Raw genomic sequence first — 19,196 nt, forward strand, 5'->3', positions numbered from 1 at the left:
TACTACATACGTTTTCTTAATACGTGGAAGCTAAACTTGTCAGCTCTAAAATAATTAATAGAATATAAGATTGGCTCATCATTTTGATCATAGTGCATTTGCTTTAAAACTAGCAGTGCCGTTTCAGGCTCGCATTCTAAAATCGGCGAAATTTTCGGATGATAACCAATTGGCTCAATATGAGCAACCGCATATGTGATACGCTTATGCGTGTTATTATGTATCACCGTAAGCAACGATTCCTCGTTGTATCCCGATAAATCCGGTAATACTTCTTTCGCCAACTTATCCACGCAATACACAACAGGTTCCCCATCTGCTGTACGAACACGCTCAATCATCACTGCATTAAAGCCTTCTTCACTATTAAACTTCTCTTTTTCTTCTTCTGTTAAAGTCGTTGTAGATGATGATAAAAAGATTGTTCCTGGTGTTTTCCCCACACTAGAAATCATATCTGTAATACTAGAAAGCTGCTCAATTCCAGAAGAGAATAACGGCTTCGCATTTACAAAGGTACCAACACCGTGTCTACGAATTACAATATTTTCTTCTTCTAAAATACGAAGTGCTTCTCGTAAAGTTGCTCTGCTTACGCCGAGTTCTTTCGCTAAATCAAACTCTGACGGTAACTTTTGTCTTTCTTTGTAAGCCCCATCTTTAATTTTCTCTTTAATGTGATCAATCACCCGTAAGTATAGGTGTCGACTATCCGATTTTACTGACATAAGACTCCCCCGCATTTCAATTATTCGACCTCTGATGTAAGACTTCTTTTCTCTTTTTTCAACTTACAACGTAGTATAAATTACTTAACATTAAAATAAATATAATTGTCGAATAAATATTAATAATTTTTCAAAATGAAATTTTCTATCTTTATTCCATAAAAAAAACTTTGTACCACAAACATTCCTCATAGCGAGAAAAAGTTCGGCACAAAGATCCCTTACATCCTTTGTTACACACTTTTCCCCTCATAGTCCGGCAATTCATGGTTGCCAGGTAGAAACTTATGGACCTTATCTCCAAGATTATATGAGGCAGTGATTCTTTTCGAAGTAATCTTACCACTTGCCCCCATATGTGTCAACACAATTCAACATTTTTCTACATTAAATATCGAACGTTTGAAAAAATAATAACAAAAGCATTCGTATTCTAAAGAACCACCAAAAATGTAAGCCCTTTCTTTATTGATTCTTATAGTATATAACAAAAACAGCATATAAAAAAGCCTAATTGTAAAAACAATTAGGCTTTTTTTCAAGAACTTTTTTCTTGTATATCTTTAATTAATACTTCTCTCGGTTTACTACCTTCATAAGGACCTACAACACCATTCATTTCCATCGCATCAATTAAACGTGCTGCACGTGTATACCCCACTCTAAATCTACGTTGCAACATAGATACAGACGCTGTTTGCATTTCCACAACAAGCTGAACCGCTTCATCGTATAATTCATCTTCTACTTCTTGCTTTGTTTCAGGGATGTCTTGTGGAATCATATCCTCTTGATATTGTGCTTTTTGCTGCGCAACAACATACTCCACAACCCTTTCAACTTCATCATCTGATAAAAATGCTCCTTGTACACGAACCGGTTTTGATGCACCGATTGGTATAAATAGCATATCCCCACGACCAAGCAACTTCTCTGCTCCACCGCCGTCAAGAATCGTTCGAGAGTCAGTTTGAGAAGATACAGCAAATGCAATACGCGATGGAATATTCGCTTTAATAACCCCAGTAATAACATCCACTGACGGACGCTGCGTGGCGATAATTAAATGAATACCAGCAGCACGAGCCATCTGTGCCAAACGCATAATCGCATCTTCCACATCAGAAGATGCAACCATCATTAAATCGGCTAGCTCGTCCACAATTACAACAATATACGGAAGTTCTGGTTGCTTCGCTTCCGATTGGCTATTGTGCTCTTTAATGTATTCATTATACCCTTCAATATTACGCGTTCCGCTATGCGCAAACAACTCATAGCGACGTTCCATTTCGCTCACGACTTTTTTCAAAGCCTGTGACGCTTTTTTCGGATCTGTCACAACAGGTGTTAATAAATGTGGCACACCATTATATACATTTAACTCTACCATCTTAGGATCAATCATCATAAGCTTTACTTCATGAGGCTTTGCGCGCATTAAAATACTAACGATAATACCGTTAATACATACACTTTTCCCGCTACCAGTCGCTCCAGCTACTAATAGATGGGGCATCTTATTTAATCGTGCTAATACAGCTTCACCTGTAATATCACGTCCAAGACCAATTAATAATTTTTCTTCTGGATGGTTATTTGCCTTTGAATCGAGTACTTCCCTCAGCGTTACCGTAGAAACTTCTGAGTTTGGAACTTCAATCCCTACAGCCGATTTCCCGGGAATAGGTGCTTCGATACGAATATCTTTCGCGGCCAAAGCAAGTGCTAAATCATCACTTAAACTAACAATTTTACTTACTTTCACTCCCATATCCGGATACACTTCATACTTCGTAACTGCAGGGCCTTTATGTACTTTTGTCACTTTCGCTTTCACACCAAAGCTTTGGAAAGTACGCTCCAACTTACGGGCATTCTCATAAATTTTTTCGTTTTCATTCGTAACTTGTTTATTCTTCGGAAACTTCAATATATCGATAGAAGGAAGCTCATAATCTTTATTTTCCACATTTGCAAACTGCATAGGGGGTGCTTTCGTTTCACCTTCTAAAGACTCGACTATTTTTTCGCCACGCTTCTTTTTCTGTTGTTCTACTCGTGTAGGCGATACCGGTTCTTCAATAAATGGCGAAGTAATCAAATCCGTTTCGTCTTTTTCTTCAACTCTTTTTTCTTGTTCATCACTTACTGGATAATTCTCTGTGAAGTTCGAAATAATTGGCGGACCAATTTCCATTTCCTCCACAGGCTCAACAACGTCCTCTTCAACTAGAGGTTCACGCTGCACACGTCTTGAAGTTTTCTTCTTCTCTGTCTGTTCAGCTACACGTTTCGCTCTCCAGTCTTTGTAATCTCCGTGCACCACTTGAAATTGACTTCTAAGTATTCTTCCAACTGGAGCGAGCACTTCGCCAATATGTTTATTCGTTATACAAAGCAATCCAAGAATAACGAAAATAATGCCAATGATGTAAGCTCCTACTTCATCAAACAAGAAATAAAACGTTGCAAACATAAGAGCTCCAAACATACCTCCACCTAAGTGAACCGTATCCGGATTTTTTTTCATTTCAAGAAAGAACAGATCTTTCGTACTAACAATGACAGATGTATTTTGTACCGCTCCATCTTTTGTAAGAAGGTTAAATAATGTAATATGACTAAACATTAAGATTGCTAATACGATTAAATAAACACCAATTAGCCGTTTATTTAAGAGGTTTGGCCATCCACGCTTTATTACAAATGCAATGGATAAAGCAATTACGCCTAATACACCAATTATGTACCACTCACCAAAGAAGAAGCGAAAAAATAACACAAACGATTTTCCTACAATACCTAATTGTAGAATTGTAATGATTGAAAGTGCAAAAAGAGTCAACCCGACGATTTCGTAATACAAAGTTGGCTTAATCGTACGTCTTGCTTTTGCCTTCGTCCCTCTTTGCTTTTGTTTTGCCATTTCTTCACCCCGTGTTCTAAAATTAAGTAAAACTTTCTTTTACAAATCGTTTCACTTATACGTCATTCATACTATATTCAGGTCTCTTTATCTTCTATTTTTACACTTCCTGTAAAATGTCTAATTAAACAGAAGAAAGCAGCCTACTCATGGCTGCTCAACCGTCTTGTTTTTTATATTATACCATAGCTTCTAGACAAAATCCTGCTTTTTACTAAAAGGTTATTTTCTGCCCAGGCTCATATTGTAAGTAATGAGATGGATCCGTACTTAGAACACGCACAACAGAGTATGAGTGATTATTCTCTTCAGAAACAACCATCTCAACACCGTTTACATTGACGACTTTTTGACTTTCACACTGCGAATAATCAGCTGGATAAACGAGTTGCTCCGGCATAATTGTATATAAAATCATTGTGATACTGTCCCTTCATTATGATCATCTATTTGCATATCTATTAACTCGTTCAATTTCCGAATTGCATTTCCAATGCCACCAACATCATCTATTAGACCATATTTCACTGCATCTCCACCAATTACATTCGTCCCAATATCTCGCGTCAAATTCCCCTTCGCAAACATAAGCTCTTTAAACCGATCTTCCGTTACTTTTGAATGCTTTGTTACAAATCGAATCACGCGTTCTTGCATTTTATCTAAATACTCAAATGTTTGCGGCACACCAATAACAAGACCCGTCAAACGAATCGGATGAATCGTCATCGTTGCCGTTTCTGCAATAAACGAATAGTCAGTTGAGACAGCAATCGGTACACCTATTGAATGCCCCCCTCCTAATACAAGGGATACAGTTGGCTTGGAAAGTGAAGCTACCATTTCAGAAATTGCTAACCCTGCTTCAACATCACCACCTACCGTATTTAATATTAAAAGTAGACCTTCAATCTTCGGATTTTGTTCAATTGCTACAATCTGCGGAATTACATGTTCATATTTTGTCGTCTTATTTTGCGGCGGCAATTGAACATGCCCTTCTACTTGTCCAACTATTGTTAAACAATGGATACGTGATTCATTCATTTGTGGTACATTCGTTTGACCAAGCTGCTGAATTTTCTCTATCACTGAAGCCTCTTTCAGTTCTTCTTTCGGATTGGCTTCTTTTTCTTCATTTGTATAATAATCACGTTCTGTCATATCGCATCCCCTTTCGCTCGTATATAACTATTATTTCTTAAGTTATAAATTTCATTCGATTGGGTTCAAAAAGAAAAAGCCACCAAAAAGGTGACTCCCTTACACTTCCATAATAATTGGTAAAATCATCGGTTTTCTCTTCGTTTCCTCATATAGGAATTGTCCTAATAATTCACGAATATTTTGTTTTAGCATAGACCATTCAATTGAATATTCTTTAATTGATTGCTCAACAATCATACGTACAATCTCTGTGGATCGTTCGATTAACGCTTCTGATTCACGAACGTATACAAAACCTCTTGAAATAATTTCTGGACCAGAGATTATTTTCTTCTCATCTTTTCCAAGTGTTACAACAACAACTAAAATTCCATCTTGAGATAACATCTTTCTATCTCGCAGGACGATATTCCCAACATCACCTACACCTAAGCCATCAATTAGAACGTTTCCTGCTTGTACTTTACCAGCTTGTTTTGCTTCTTCACCTTCAAAAGCAATTACATCGCCTTTTTCTACAATGAAAATATTTTCTTTCGAAATACCTACATCTTCCGCTAAATATGCATGTGCTTTTTGCATACGGAATTCACCATGTACGGGTACAAAATACTTCGGCTTCATTAAATTTAACATTAACTTCAATTCTTCTTGACTACCATGGCCAGAAACATGGACTTTTCGCTCACCATAATAAACAACTTCTGCTCCAGCTCTAAATAATAAGTCAATAATCTTTGATACTGATATTTCATTTCCTGGAATTGGAGAAGCTGCAATGATAACTGTATCTCCTTTTCGGATTGAAATTTGTTTATGGGCTTGCTTTGCCATTCTTGAAAGTGCTGCCATCGGCTCACCTTGGCTACCTGTCGTTAAAATCGCTACTTTTTTCTCTGGGAAGTTATCTACCTCTTGTAACGAAATAACCATACCATCTGGAACGTCTAAATAACCGAGACGTCTCGCGATGTCTACTACTTTCACCATACTACGACCTACTACAGCTACTTTTCGTCCTGTTTCAGCGGCTGCATCAAACACTTGTTGAATACGATGAACATTTGATGCAAAGGAAGCAACTATAATACGACCTTCTGCACCATAGAACACTTTTGAAATTTCGATTCCAACCTCTTTTTCAGAACCTGTATAACCAGGACGCTCTGCGTTTGTACTATCCGATAATAGACAAAGAACACCTTCATTTCCAACTTGCGCCATCTTTCCAATATCTGCTCCACTGTTTCCGATTGGTGTTTGATCGAATTTAAAGTCTCCTGTATATACTACAGCACCTTTTGAAGTATGGAAGCAAACACCAACAGAATCTGGAATACTATGCGTTGTCCCGAAGAATGACACCGTTGTTGTATTAAATTCTACTGTTGAATTAGAATCGATTGTTTTTAAGTCTACACGACCTAACATTCCCGCTTCGCCAAGTTTCTCTTGAATAAGACCTACCGTTAATTTTGTTGCATATACTGGAATTGAAAGTTTACGTAGTACATAAACAATTCCACCAATATGATCTTCATGACCATGAGTGATAAATAGACCTTTTACTCGCTCTTGATTTTCTACTAAATATGTAATGTCAGGAATAACGATATCAATCCCAAACATTTCATCTCCTGGGAACATCAATCCTGCATCTACAATAAAGATTTCAGAATCAATCTCGACACAGTACATATTTTTTCCGATTTCACCTACTCCACCAAGAGCAAATACTTTTACAGAATCATTCTCTTTTCTCTTCATGTTGTTGCCTGGTTTAAAAATCTTGCAAACACTGATTTCACTTAAATTGCAGAGACACCAGGGGAAACTCTACAACCACCATATATTCACCGTCCAAGACGAATGTCCTTACCGTTATGCGATATCATGTCCTTGTTCATTTTTTAAACCAGGTTTCACCTCTCTTTCATTATATAAATCAAATATCTTATGCGATATGATATAGAAATTTCATCTAATTATAATTTTTACCAATTTTGCTAAGCATACCCGTACTAAGCTACTTAGCCATATTATACCTGATACAAGAAATAGAACACAAGTTAAATTATGCAAAAGAGCCAGGAAGACAATACAGTATAACTTTAACTTACAGGGAGAATTTTTATTTAAACTCCTAAATAAGAGTTTAATGAGGCAAATTCACATACAGCTATCTTTGTATGTATATATAAAATAAAAATGACCTAGTATAAAACTAGGTCATTTTTATTAGCGAGGAATAGATTGCATTACATCTTGTAATGTTAGTCTCTCTTCTTCTGTTAAAGGAAGCAGTGGTAAACGTACAGAACCTACATCTAATCCAACCATTTGCAGTGCTGTTTTTACTGGCGTTGGGCTCGGCGCCATAAATAGTGCATCTGTTACTTTTACAAGTAATTGATGTAATTTCTGTGCTTTTTTAAACTCTCCAGCTTGGAATGCAGCAATCATTTCTTGCATTTCATTTCCGATAACATGCGATGCTACAGAAACAATACCTTTTGCTCCAATTGCCATAGCTGGTAACGTTAAACCGTCATCACCGCTGTATACAGCAAAGTCGTCCGCTGTTTTTTCAATGATTTCTGTCATTGTTAACACGTCGCCACCTGCATCTTTAATGGCAACAATGTTCGGTATTTCTGATAAACGAACAACTGTATCAACGGAGATTTGTACAATAGATCGTCCCGGAACATTGTATAGCATAACCGGAAGTGGTGTACTTTCAGCAATCGTTTTAAAATGCTGATACATCCCTTCTTGACTCGGTTTATTATAATACGGTGCTACTAGCATAATTGCATCCACACCAACTTCAGTCGCCTTTTTTGTTAATTCGATAGAAGCATGTGTATTATTACTACCTGTTCCAGCGATTACGGGCACCCTTTTATCGACAACAGATACGACATGGCGATATAACGCTACTTTTTCTTCTGATGATAGTGTAGGAGATTCTCCAGTCGTTCCTCCTACCACAATCGCTGTTGTACCGTTATCAATTAAATAATTTACCAATTTAGTTGTCTTTGCAAAATCGATATTACCGTTTTTATCAAACGGAGTTACCATCGCAGTTGCAATAGTCCCAAAATCTATCATGATCTCACTCCTTATTGTTCCAATTGCTTTTCTTTTGAAAGCTCAAATGCACTATGTAATGCATTCACAGCCTCCACTAAATCTACTTCTTTTACAAGCACCCAAATTGTCGTATGACTATCTGCTGATTGTAAAATTTGAATACCTTTTTCTGCTAAAGCTGTAACGATTTTTGCAGTAACCCCTGGAATACCTGCCATTCCAGCTCCAACAATAGATACTTTCGCACAATGCTCTGTCACAGTCGGCTCATATCCAAGATTTTGAAGTACTTCAACAGCACAACTTGCTACATTATCACTCACTGTATACGCTACACCAGTAGGAGAAATGTTAATTAAGTCAACACTAATTCCTTCATTCGCCATTTCTTTAAATACATGCTGTTGCAAATCGTATGCAGCTTCTTTTGCATTCACTTTAATTTGCGTCACATTTGATACATGAGCGATACCTGTAACAGGGCGCTCTTCTACATCTTGACCTTTTGTCGCACCATCATATGCTGCAATAAGTGTCCCTTCGCTATCAGAGTAAGTAGAACGTACACGAAGCGGAACCTTTGCATGCATCGCAATTTCAACCGCGCGCGGATGAACAACTTTTGCACCTTGGTAAGCCATGTTGCAAATTTCGTTATATGTTACAGTTTGAAGATGACGTGCATCTTTTACAATACGAGGATCCGCAGTCATAACACCCTCTACATCCGTGAAAATATCAATATATTCAGCATGAAGCGCAACACCTAATGCTGAAGCTGAAGTATCACTACCTCCGCGGCCAAGTGTTGTCGTATCGCCATCTTTCGTTTGCCCTTGGAATCCAGTAACAACAACAACATCTACATTTTGTAATTCTTCATGTATACGATCGCAATTCATTTCAATAATCTTCGCATTTGTAAAATCAGCATTCGTTACAAAACCAGCTTGTGCACCATTTAATGCTGCTGCTTTTACACTATTTTCATTTAACATATTTGAAAAGACAATTGCTGAAATTAATTCCCCACATGACAATAATAAATCTTGCTCACGTTTTGAAATACTAGATGTCTCTTGATTTACAAGGTTTAATAAGGTATCTGTTGCATATGGTTCACCTTTACGACCCATAGCCGATACCACAGCAACTACTTTATAACCAGCATTTAATGATTTTTTTATATGGTGAAGTGCATGCTTACGCCCATTTTCATCACGTACAGATGTACCACCAAATTTTTGAACAATAATTTTCATTTTTTGCACCTTCTCTTAGCCGTTTACACTAATTGTAATTTTACTAAGCGCTCTGCAATTTGAACAGAGTTCCACGCAGCGCCTTTTAATAAGTTATCAGATACGACCCAAAGATGGAATCCTTTATCATTATTTAAATCTTTACGAATTCTTCCAACAAACACTTCGTTTTTACCTACTGCAGTAGATGGCATTGGGTATAATTGTTCTGCTGGATTATCTTGCAGTACGACACCTTCTGCATTCGCAAGTAGATTTTTTAGTTCCTCAACTGTTACACCTTCTTTTTCTACTTCAATGTAAACAGACTCAGAATGTCCTGATACGACTGGTAAACGTACACATGTCGCAGCTACTTCTAATTCAGGCATATGCATAATTTTTTTCGTTTCATTAATCATTTTCATTTCTTCAAATGTAAATCCATTATCCTGGAATTTATCAATCTGTGGAATAGCGTTAAAAGCGATTTGGAAATGTTTTTCATCACCAGATACAGGTAGAACATTTGCTTTTACTTCTTCTCCATTTAAGATTGCTTGTGATTGTTCATGAAGTTCTTCAATAGCTGCCGCACCAGCACCTGATACAGCTTGGTATGTGGAAACGATTACTCGTTTTAAACCAAATTGCTGACGAACCGGCTCAAGAGCGACTACCATTTGAATTGTAGAACAGTTTGGATTTGCAATAATACCATTATGTTCTTTTAAATCATTTTCATTTACTTCAGGTACAACAAGTGGCACATTTTCTGTCATACGGAATGCGCTTGTATTATCAACAACAATGGCACCACGTTTTGCTGCTTCTGGCGCTAATTGTTTCGATACAGATCCACCAGCACTAAAAAGTGCAATATCTACTCCTTCAAAGCTTTCAGGAGTTGCCTCTTGAACTGTGAATTCTTCTCCTTTAAATACAAGCTTCTTGCCTGCAGATCGTTTAGATGAAAGTAACGTTAACTTCCCGATTGGGAATTCTCGTTTCTCTAAAGTATTTAACATTTGTTCACCAACTGCGCCGGTTGCTCCAACTACAGCGACATGAAAAGTTTTTTGCTTTTCCATCACTATGCCCCTTTCTAGATACCAATCCTTCTATAACTTAGAATTAGAAGGAGCTTAGAATGCCCCTTCTCATCTTAATAACGTTAATTTTATCATATTCTGTAGTAAGAATGATGGTTTCATCAAAAATTGTCCGTTTTTTTTCGTTTTTTAATTCATATATCTGAATTTTTCTACAACAACAGGTTGCAATTGCTTACCTTCTAACGCCTCTATAATTGTATCTTCCAAGAGCTCCATACGAGCTACCATTGAGTTCGGTTTTTTCTCTGGTGCATCTTGACCGAATGGGACAAAGTATATGTTTTTTGTGGCCATTAGGCGCATAAGGTTGACACCCAGAGGGTGACGACAGAACAAATGAACCTTTTCTTCTTATTATATATGTAACGACTTTACAAAGGAACAAACTTTTAATTTACTCATGTATGCCCGGTCCTTTTACTATATACAAATCCACCCCAACAAAAGTTCAAGATTATTATTTCAAAATTCCGTATTTACCCCCCTGTCCTTTCCTTCATAATTTTAATTGGGGAAGGAGGAAGAAAATGGTACAAATAAAAGTAACACCTGAACGATTGGAACAGTCAGCAAAGATAGTCCTTGAAACTAAAAATAGATTAGAACAGATACATAAGGATTTATATAACCAAACGGAATATATAGCTTCAATGTGGAATGGTGCAACGAGTCAAAGATTTTATCAGATGTTTAATGAAACAAAGCCTCAAATGTTTAATGTATTTAGGGAATTTGATAAGATTGCAGAAGAACTAATGCACGCTTCTGAAAAATTCCGTACTGCTGATGAACTTTATGATGGTAATATCCAAGAGGGTGCAATGTGCGGTAAGCTTCCGCCAAAATCTGACTTCGAGAAAGCTTGGGGCGAAGAGAAAAAGGATTTAAATGACGCATGGACTGGTATTTCTACTGGTGTAGAAGATGCTGTCACAGATGCATGGGAAGGACTTAAAGCATTGGGTGATGCAGAAACGTGGGAAAACATGCGTGATGCGATTGTAAATTACGAGGAAACTCTTCCTGCAATGTGGAACGCCTTCTCGGATTCATTTATGAATGATTTTTGGAATGGGGATATGGAAAGCAGAATGCATTACGCTGCCTATGGTGTAGCATCATTATTAACAGGTTTTATTGGTGATAAAGGTCTTAGTAAAGCAGGACAAGCAGGGAAGATAGCGCTTGTTTCCAATCTAGCAAAAGGAAAATCGTTTATGACTAATTCCTCTGCATACAGAAATGCATTACATATATTAAATAACTATGAATTTAAACTGGGAAATCACCTTGCATATGCAGGGGTTGGCGGCACACAGCAATATTTACAGAAAGCAGCTACATATACTTATGAAGGTGCGAATGGCCCTAAAACAATTAGATTAAGAAAAGGTGACTTGGCAGGGGATAAGCACCCAGTTACAGGTGTACCGTACGATGCTGAAGGATTTCCTATTTTTGAAGCAAAAGGTGAAGTAACCCTAAAAGAAGAAGATTTCAAAAGGTCTAGAAAAACACATGATAGAATATGTAATAAAGATTTGTATGAACAAATAATGAAAAATCCTGAGCTGACTTCTAAATTTACAGAAATAGAGATTGAAACTTTGAAAAGAGGAAAAACACCAGAGAATCATACATGGCATCATCATCAAGACACAGGTAAAATGGAACTTGTAGATTACCAGATACATAAAGATACGGGTCATACAGGTGGTTACAGGATTTTGGGAAAAGATAGTGATAAATAAGGAGGCTTATATATGAACGACATTACATGGTTTAATGTAAGTGAGAAAAAAATTACAGATGAACAAATTCAACAGTTAGAACAGTATTTTGGTATTAAATTTCCTAATGATTTTATTGAATGTGTGAAGAAATATGATGGAGGCTACCCTAGCCCAGATACATTCGATATTCCTGGTCAAGATGAAGATGCGCTTAATAATCTTTTAACTTTAGATTCTGAACGAAAAAGTTCTATTCTTCAAACATATGAGGGTATAAAAGACAGATTAGTAGATAAGGCATATCCTTTTGGTAGAGACTCATTTGGCAACTTCTTATGTTTTGATTACAGAAATAACCCTCAATCACCAACGGTTGTTTTTTGGGACCATGAGGTAGAAGAGATGGAAGAAGCAATCTATCCTGTTTGTTCATCTTTTACAGAATTGCTTAATAGCTTATATGAATTTGAAGACGAAGAATAATCAATTATGAATAATATAAGAGCATTCCTCCCATTAAAACAGGAATGCTCTTTTTTAAATTTCCCTACTACTTTACATACACATAGGCTTCATTTGCCGTTACATAGTATGTTTTGCCCTTGCCGTTGTGTACTTTATATTGCGGTGAACCATTCACACTTACTTTCGCATCAATTGTAAATCCTAATCCTGCATCTACAGTACCAGCAACATCTTTATTTGCCCAGGAAGCAGAGTCATAGAAACGTAGGTTGTCCACTTTAGCAACAACACGCTTCCCTACAATCGGATTAACCAGCTCTTTCTTTTCAAATTTGATGTAAGAAGGGTTGTTATATACCCATTGTTCCCCACCAAGATTTAACCATCCGTCTTTTTCACCCCACACTTGGTATGCTTCCGGTTTGTTTAGTTGACGAATAACAGAATAGCTTGCATCTGGGCCTTTGCGTAGATTTATATTATTACCTTGAATGTATGCAACTCCTTCAACATTTGCAGTTGGTTTTTCGGCTGGTTTAGATGGTTTTTCCGGAACAGAAACGTCCACATTAGAGTTATTGTATGCCCGTTGTACATCTGCTCTGAATTGCGCTTCAGAAACGCCATGACTACGCAAATAATCTAATGGATCTTCATGATCTGTTCCTCCAAGATACTTCGTTACATCATAGTGAGTCCACAATCCTTTTTCTACAGATAGATTGTTATCTTTTAAGATTTTAGCTAATAATTTAACGTACTTCTCATATGAACGTTTAAATTTTCCATAGTCTGCGGTTTCGCAAAGCTCCACATGTACAAATCGTTTATTCGCACCTGATCCAGCGCCGTAAGCAATGTATTTTGTATCAGCAATTTGAATTGTTTCGTTCCAATCGACTGCATAATGAACGAAAGCGGAACGCCATGTACGAGACTCATACTTTTGGATATTAATAGCCGGAGCTTCTGGTGTTGCTGTACTATGCGCCACAACGCCTTCATACGCTCCTACTCCGCCACGATACGGTGTTTTAGGCAAACCATCGATAATAAGTGTTCTATCAGCAAAAGCCCCTGTAGAAAAGCTGAACAAAAGCAATAGCGTCATAAATAAAGAGGAAACGAGTTTAATTGATTTTTTCATATTATTTCTCACCTTTCGTTCCAAGAATTTGTTTGATTTCTGATACATCTTTAGATAGGGAACCGAATGCTTCAGCTTGCTTTGTAATAACTGCTTGGTTTTCTGTAATTGTCTGTTGATACTTGTCTTCACGCTCCTTATTTTCTTGGCGTGTCGCGTCTAATAACTCCTTACTTTCCTTTCTTGTCGAGAATAAAAGCCAAACAAAAAGAGCGCCAAAAGCGCCCTGTGATAGCATTACATTGAAAATTTGTTCTTCCATCGTTAATCTCTCCTTTTTTGGCAATAAAAAAAGACCAGCTTACGGCTGCTCTGTTTGCGCTATATTTTCAGTTGTTGGTGTTTCTTGTAGTGAATTTTTACCTGTAAGTTTGAAATAATCCTCTGCACAAATATTCTTTTTTGCAAATCCCATATCTAGCTCATAAAGTCTTGCACCACGTCCACACAATTCACATCTTGTAGCAATCCTAAAACAAATTGTTCCATCAGAAACCTCTCTCCACACCTCAACCTTACTTGTTTCATTGGGAATACCTGCGTTATTTAACATGTCAGCAGGTATTTGAATGAAAATTCCAGTATCAGTTCGTTTTGCATCCACTATCCTTCCCATGAAAGGAAACGTCTCCCCTGCTTGTAATGGCATCATAAAATTATCATCCATATCTTGTTCTTCCTTTCTATCCTAATGCATTAAAATGCCAACCATTTGAATTATTGACGTAAAATCCTATACCGCGGTTACCGTCCGTAAAACGAATATGTCCCCATTGTTGATTTGCATTTCCTCCCAAGTTAATACCTTGTGTAGCTCTAATGTAGTTTTGGAATTTCACATCCTTTTCCGCCTGTATATCGAATGTTTGCCCGTCTGCTGATGGACCTATGGTATTATTTATGCCGCCTATCGCAATCATGTTGAAAGGCTGAATGCCATCTGCTCTTTCTGCCGCTGCTCTATCCCAATCGTACATAGATGCATATTTGCCACTAACTAAGGTTACACCTGATACACAAACTGCCGTTCCTTGTCTAATGTCGGCATCCGCAGACTCTACTTTTATAACAACAGCGTGCTCATGCGGCTTATAGTTATCTGGCACTGTAAAAGTGAACGATCTACGCTGAATGTCACCATAGTAAGTGCTAGGTGCATCGAATGAAAGTTTTGTTTCCTGCCATATGTCATAATGAATATTATCTCTATACGTCACATAACAAACGTGTAGCTGTGGTTTAGCTGTTACCCTACTTCCATTTATCATAGCGCAACGGAAGTGTGCTGATAATGTATAAACATTACCTGGGTGTATTCCGTTTTTAACAGTGGTTTCAGGATAGTTATACATATCTACTCGTGCTGCATTCACCATTTGTTCATAATCAAATACGGTTATATTTTTTTCGATAACTACATTGCCATTGGACCTCCACGGCAAACCGTATCCACCCTCAAATCCCGAATAATCAGTGTTCCCGATGTTTTTCTTTGTAACACTAGAAAAATCATGGTCTGCTATTAGATTTCGTTTTGATATAACAGTCGTTTTCATTCCCCGTTCATCTTCGAATAAGAAATCAAGCATTTTGACTGTTACACCATTTTTATCAATGGTAATCTTATCGCCACGGACTGAAATGAAATTCGTATCGATTCCTTCTGCTGTCAGCCATTTTACAATTGTATCGGCATTGATATTTAATTTTGCAACATCAATCGTAATCTTCTCAGCAGTTTGGTTAATAGCTGAAATGATATCGCCTTTTCGGACTGTACTAGTAATCTCTTTTTCTGTAACTTGCAAACGACCTTCCATTTCTTTCACATAAGTATCTTTTGCGAAAGTACCGTCTGCTTCTTCTCTTAGATAAACTTCTGATTTCTTTGCTGATAATAAAATACCGTCTGCATTCGCTTTTATATCTCTTTGTAGTTCTGTTACTTTCTTGTTATAATCAGCGGTTGCTACCTTATCTGCTATGTCATCCATGATTTTATCTCTATTAACCATGTCGTTTGGATTTTCGATGAAAGAACTTGCCTTAGTTGCTTTCTGTAACATAGGATGGGCCATCCACAAAGTGCCGTTTCGAATAACATATGCTCTAAATGCCACTTGAACTGCATCGGGAGGAGCTATTTTTGTGAATTCTTGTCTTATCCAAGTATCGTTAGCTAGTGTAAAATCGTTGACTCCTGCGTCTAGTTGCGTTCCATCGGTTTTCCAAAAGACAGCAACCATACGTATTTTCTGACCTTCGTGTTCAGCTATATTTTTAGTTTTAAAATAAGCTGATACAACAACATTTTCCCCAGCAGTAACAGGCACTCTATTAGAAGTTATATTTCGATACATATTGGATGTATTGCCACTCACGGAAAGTTTAAGAGACGAATCGCCCCAGTGGGTTTCAGTATTATCAACAAAGAACGAAACGGCACTAGACCAATATTTTGTACCTTGTGTGAAACGAGTGTTACGAAGTTCATTCGTTACCCCAATTCCACCCACATAATCCTCAACTTGTTTAATATCGATTTTAGCTTCAAGCTTTTGTGAAGTCTGTTCAATTTTATTGTTAGCTTCTAAAATTTGTTTCCCTTGATCTGTTGTTGTTACAGTTAATTGTTTTACATTGTTGCTCATACCGTTCATATCGTTTTTGATTTCGGCCGTTCGTTCATCAAGATTCTTTACATCTTTTCCGTAATCGGGGATAAGCAGTTCCCATTCCACACCATTCCATTTTTTCAAAATACCTGGCTTACCATTACTAATATCAAGCCAAAGTGTTTTACCTGATTCTAATCCTGTATTAGGTGCTGTTGCGTTTTCAATAATGGAAGTTTGATAATTCTTTAGATTCTCTTGTACTTTTTCCGCTAGTTCCTTAGCTTCTTGAGATTCTTTTTGAGCATTATTAGCTGTTTCTGATGTTTCTTTAACAAGTTTATCTAGCTGATCCAGCAATTCTTGTTTATCACCTAATGAAGCAAGAACTTTGTTATACAACTTTCTTAATTCCTCATTTGGATCCACAATTTCACGATAATCACCAAATACGTATTTATCTTGCGATGGATCAGTGAAGGACTCGTCACCAGCGATTGCACGTGCTTCAAGATATAATTTAGATGTGAACCCTGTATCTTTGATACGGATTGTATCGCCTTCATTAATCAACTCGTGAGCTAGTCCAAAAACTCGCCCTATACTTTGCGCTTGCACTTCATAAGAAACAGATGTATTAACACGTTTTGCTAGTTCTGTTTTCATAAGAGTCATTAAACGTTGTGGCGTTATATCTTGTTCTGTCTCTGGAGTATAGAAACCGAATTTATGCTGACCTTTTTCATTCCAACGCTGAAATGCATCGTTATCTACGATATACGTCAAACCGTTATTGATACTCTCAACTGTAATTATCTTATCTCCTTCACCTTTAACGAATCCCATAAGCGCTGTACAGATATTTTGAGAGTTTTCAATGCGTTTGATTCCCATTAAATCTTTACCTAGAGTTACTTCTTTACCTGTTTCTCGACCACGCTTCTTAACCATATCCACATAACGACCAACAATTTGATTACCAAGAACTTCAGCGCGATATTGAATTTCTAATTCGAATAAAGAAGCAATCTTTTTCAAGAAACTCAATGGATCAATGTATTCATCAATTGTCATTGAGTGGAATCCGGCATAGTCTAAATTTCCTTTTTCCCACTTCATACCTTCAAGAGCTATATCCACCATTTCAATTACTGTCTTGCCTTCTATTTTTTGTGGAGGAATATAATTTGCTTTTCCAAGTGAAATCCATTCACCAGATGCATAAACAGTAACTGATCGATCATTTGAATTTTTTTCTATTTCTGTGATCACATAAGGAACGATACGTCCGTCACGAACTTCCTTTAAAACTAAATTTTGTTGCATAAGTGTTGCTGCATGATCGGTGTTATCAAACACCTTGAAGTCCAATCTATCAACATTATTTTTGATTTCCCAATGTCGCTTATCGTCCCAATAATCTTTAGATTGGATGGCAGAAACGATTTGTTCTGTTTGAAAATCGATAACATGAAGTGTTCCGCTAGGTATCCTCATCTATATCTCTCCCTATATGTCACCTTTGCTTTCCCAATATTTGAAGGCATAATTTCTAGTGTGTTTAGTCCTTTGTTTATAACCGGAAAATCACTAAAAATATCTTTTAGATTAATAGCATTTTTACCGTTTATCGTTACAAGGCTTCGCTCTGTATCAATGACTATTTTGTCCCCAACATCAAAAATATAAGGAGGATTACTTTGCGTATTCATGTTAACTTTCCAAATCTTTAAATCATCGATGCTCATATTTTGTGAGAACATGTTATTAGAAAACTGGCAAATGCTAATCTGTACCTGGGCAACTGGATTCATGTTTTCATTCTTTTCATCAACGAATACTACAAATCTTTCTGAATCATCAATTTCAGTCCCATCTTGGAATCTTGAGATATACGCTTCCCATCTATTTCCCGTACGGGCTAACCACAGCCTTCCACGATATTGATTCCATGTGTTAGGATGATCGCCAGATTCATTAATCAAAACTTGGCTACCAGGCTTTGTATTATTACCAAGCTTCGCAAAACCTGTATTTTGTTCTGCCTGCCAATGTACATCGTTCATAGAAATACGAGCTACATATTGACTACTTGCATCCAAAAGACCTATTTCCACACGCCCCATTTGGTCCCAATGCAGACTTTTTAACCCTATGTAAGCTTGCATGATGAAGTCTTGTAATGGGCCTTGTGGAATGTTCTTTTTAGCAATAGCACCGTGCCATCCTTTTACTGTAGGCTCGCCTAAGTACTCTGGTACTAATCTAGTGCCACCGTCTACTTTAAATTTCCCTCCACCTGTCATATCTTCACTTTTAGAAACGTCAGTCCATCCTACTGTGGTAGACATTTCATCCCACATCACACGTTGATTCCTCTCGATAGGAATTTGATCTGCTTTAAGTGGATATCCAATACGGAAATAAATCCTATTCCAGACATCCGCGAATGTAGAAGGTTTTTCTACTTCTATTTCAATAATAGGATTTGATTCTACACTACCTTTATTTTGAACATTAGCTATCAACCCTCGACCATCCAATTTAAAATCTACTGTTTGAGTCGGGCCAAGTTTATAAGGCATCGGACAAATGAATTTCAAAGTACCCTTACCAAGAGTTACAAATTCATCAGGATCAAAACCTTCATCAATAACAGCTAGATAAGTTCGATCAGGAGTTACGTCAAAGATTAATTCAACAGCTTCTTCTGTAATTAACCAAGCTGCTATTTCTTCTTTTAATGTTTCTAAATCTGCACCATCTGGCACAATAATTCCAACTGGAACAGGTAAAACACGCATTTCTGTTTGTGTGTTTAATAATCTAGCACCAGGATAATTAGGCACTTGTAATAAATTTCTTTTTAACGGTGCCCATGCTGGTCTTTTCCATCCGTTTTCTATTTGAATAAAATCTTTGCGTTCTTTGTTAAATGTAAAAGAACTCACTTTAAC

15 protein-coding genes, 1 pseudogene and 1 riboswitch are annotated in these 19,196 nt (G+C 37.1%); of the genes and pseudogenes, 2 read left to right on the forward strand and 14 right to left on the reverse strand.

Going from position 1 to position 19,196, the window contains the following annotated elements; all coding sequences use genetic code 11:
- Window positions 1–2 precede the first annotated feature (2 nt).
- The 9 genes and pseudogenes from DJ93_RS04245 to spoVFB all read right to left on the reverse strand — a co-directional run.
- Window positions 3–728 carry a GntR family transcriptional regulator gene (locus DJ93_RS04245; protein WP_042979330.1) on the reverse strand — a complete coding sequence of 242 codons (726 nt, stop codon included), beginning with the start codon at window positions 726–728 and terminating at the stop codon, window positions 3–5.
- Between the two features lie 232 nt (window positions 729–960).
- Window positions 961–1,062, reverse strand: a riboswitch (purine riboswitch).
- A 204-nt stretch (window positions 1,063–1,266) separates the two neighbouring features.
- On the reverse strand, window positions 1,267–3,657 hold the full coding sequence (locus DJ93_RS04250; protein WP_042979331.1) for a DNA translocase FtsK: 2,391 nt from the start codon (window positions 3,655–3,657) through the stop codon (window positions 1,267–1,269).
- Between the two features lie 214 nt (window positions 3,658–3,871).
- Window positions 3,872–4,075 (reverse strand): YlzJ-like family protein, encoded by a 204-nt coding sequence (locus DJ93_RS04255; RefSeq protein WP_042979332.1) that lies wholly within the window; start codon window positions 4,073–4,075, stop codon window positions 3,872–3,874.
- Complete coding sequence (locus DJ93_RS04260) at window positions 4,072–4,821, reverse strand: ClpP family protease (protein ID WP_042979333.1); 750 nt, start codon at window positions 4,819–4,821, stop codon at window positions 4,072–4,074. The genes DJ93_RS04255 and DJ93_RS04260 overlap by 4 nt, the downstream gene beginning before the upstream one ends.
- A gap of 99 nt (window positions 4,822–4,920) precedes the next feature.
- Window positions 4,921–6,591 (reverse strand): ribonuclease J, encoded by a 1,671-nt coding sequence (locus DJ93_RS04265; RefSeq protein ID WP_042979334.1) that lies wholly within the window; start codon window positions 6,589–6,591, stop codon window positions 4,921–4,923.
- A 471-nt stretch (window positions 6,592–7,062) separates the two neighbouring features.
- Window positions 7,063–7,941 carry a 4-hydroxy-tetrahydrodipicolinate synthase gene (gene dapA / locus DJ93_RS04270; RefSeq protein WP_042979335.1) on the reverse strand — a complete coding sequence of 293 codons (879 nt, stop codon included), beginning with the start codon at window positions 7,939–7,941 and terminating at the stop codon, window positions 7,063–7,065.
- Between the two features lie 11 nt (window positions 7,942–7,952).
- The gene (dapG, locus tag DJ93_RS04275; protein ID WP_042979336.1) at window positions 7,953–9,185 is read right to left on the reverse strand and encodes an aspartate kinase; all 1,233 of its coding nucleotides are present in this window, start codon (window positions 9,183–9,185) and stop codon (window positions 7,953–7,955) included.
- A gap of 23 nt (window positions 9,186–9,208) precedes the next feature.
- Window positions 9,209–10,255, reverse strand: coding sequence for an aspartate-semialdehyde dehydrogenase (gene asd / locus DJ93_RS04280; protein WP_042979337.1), 1,047 nt, complete (start codon window positions 10,253–10,255; stop codon window positions 9,209–9,211).
- 150 nt (window positions 10,256–10,405) lie between these two features.
- Window positions 10,406–10,594 (reverse strand): annotated as a pseudogene (gene spoVFB, locus DJ93_RS04285) (dipicolinate synthase subunit B); the annotation flags it as partial.
- A gap of 212 nt (window positions 10,595–10,806) precedes the next feature.
- Here spoVFB and DJ93_RS04290 point away from each other — a divergent pair.
- On the forward strand, window positions 10,807–12,030 hold the full coding sequence (locus tag DJ93_RS04290; protein WP_042979339.1) for a WXG100 family type VII secretion target: 1,224 nt from the start codon (window positions 10,807–10,809) through the stop codon (window positions 12,028–12,030).
- Window positions 12,031–12,042: 12 nt separating this feature from the next.
- Window positions 12,043–12,495 (forward strand): SMI1/KNR4 family protein, encoded by a 453-nt coding sequence (locus tag DJ93_RS04295; RefSeq protein WP_042979340.1) that lies wholly within the window; start codon window positions 12,043–12,045, stop codon window positions 12,493–12,495.
- A gap of 67 nt (window positions 12,496–12,562) precedes the next feature.
- On the opposite strand, the gene DJ93_RS04300 is transcribed toward DJ93_RS04295, so the two are convergent.
- Genes DJ93_RS04300 through DJ93_RS04320 form a run of 5 tightly spaced genes read right to left on the reverse strand, consistent with a single transcriptional unit; the run spans window position 12,563 to window position 19,190 of the window.
- Entirely contained in the window at window positions 12,563–13,588 is a 1,026-nt protein-coding gene (locus tag DJ93_RS04300; protein WP_117287853.1) for an N-acetylmuramoyl-L-alanine amidase, read from the reverse strand.
- Between the two features lie 37 nt (window positions 13,589–13,625).
- On the reverse strand, window positions 13,626–13,886 hold the full coding sequence (locus tag DJ93_RS04305) for a BhlA/UviB family holin-like peptide (RefSeq protein ID WP_042979342.1): 261 nt from the start codon (window positions 13,884–13,886) through the stop codon (window positions 13,626–13,628).
- 39 nt (window positions 13,887–13,925) lie between these two features.
- Window positions 13,926–14,291: a hypothetical protein gene (locus DJ93_RS04310; protein WP_042979343.1), complete on the reverse strand. Its 366-nt coding sequence runs from the start codon at window positions 14,289–14,291 to the stop codon at window positions 13,926–13,928.
- Between the two features lie 16 nt (window positions 14,292–14,307).
- Window positions 14,308–17,736: a phage tail spike protein gene (locus DJ93_RS04315; protein ID WP_042979344.1), complete on the reverse strand. Its 3,429-nt coding sequence runs from the start codon at window positions 17,734–17,736 to the stop codon at window positions 14,308–14,310.
- Entirely contained in the window at window positions 17,733–19,190 is a 1,458-nt protein-coding gene (locus DJ93_RS04320) for a distal tail protein Dit (RefSeq protein ID WP_042979345.1), read from the reverse strand. Before DJ93_RS04320 ends, DJ93_RS04315 begins: the two co-directional genes overlap by 4 nt.
- Window positions 19,191–19,196 lie beyond the last annotated feature (6 nt).

Origin of the sequence: Bacillus clarus (assembly GCF_000746925.1) — a bacterium.
Lineage (GTDB): Bacteria > Bacillota > Bacilli > Bacillales > Bacillaceae_G > Bacillus_A > Bacillus_A clarus.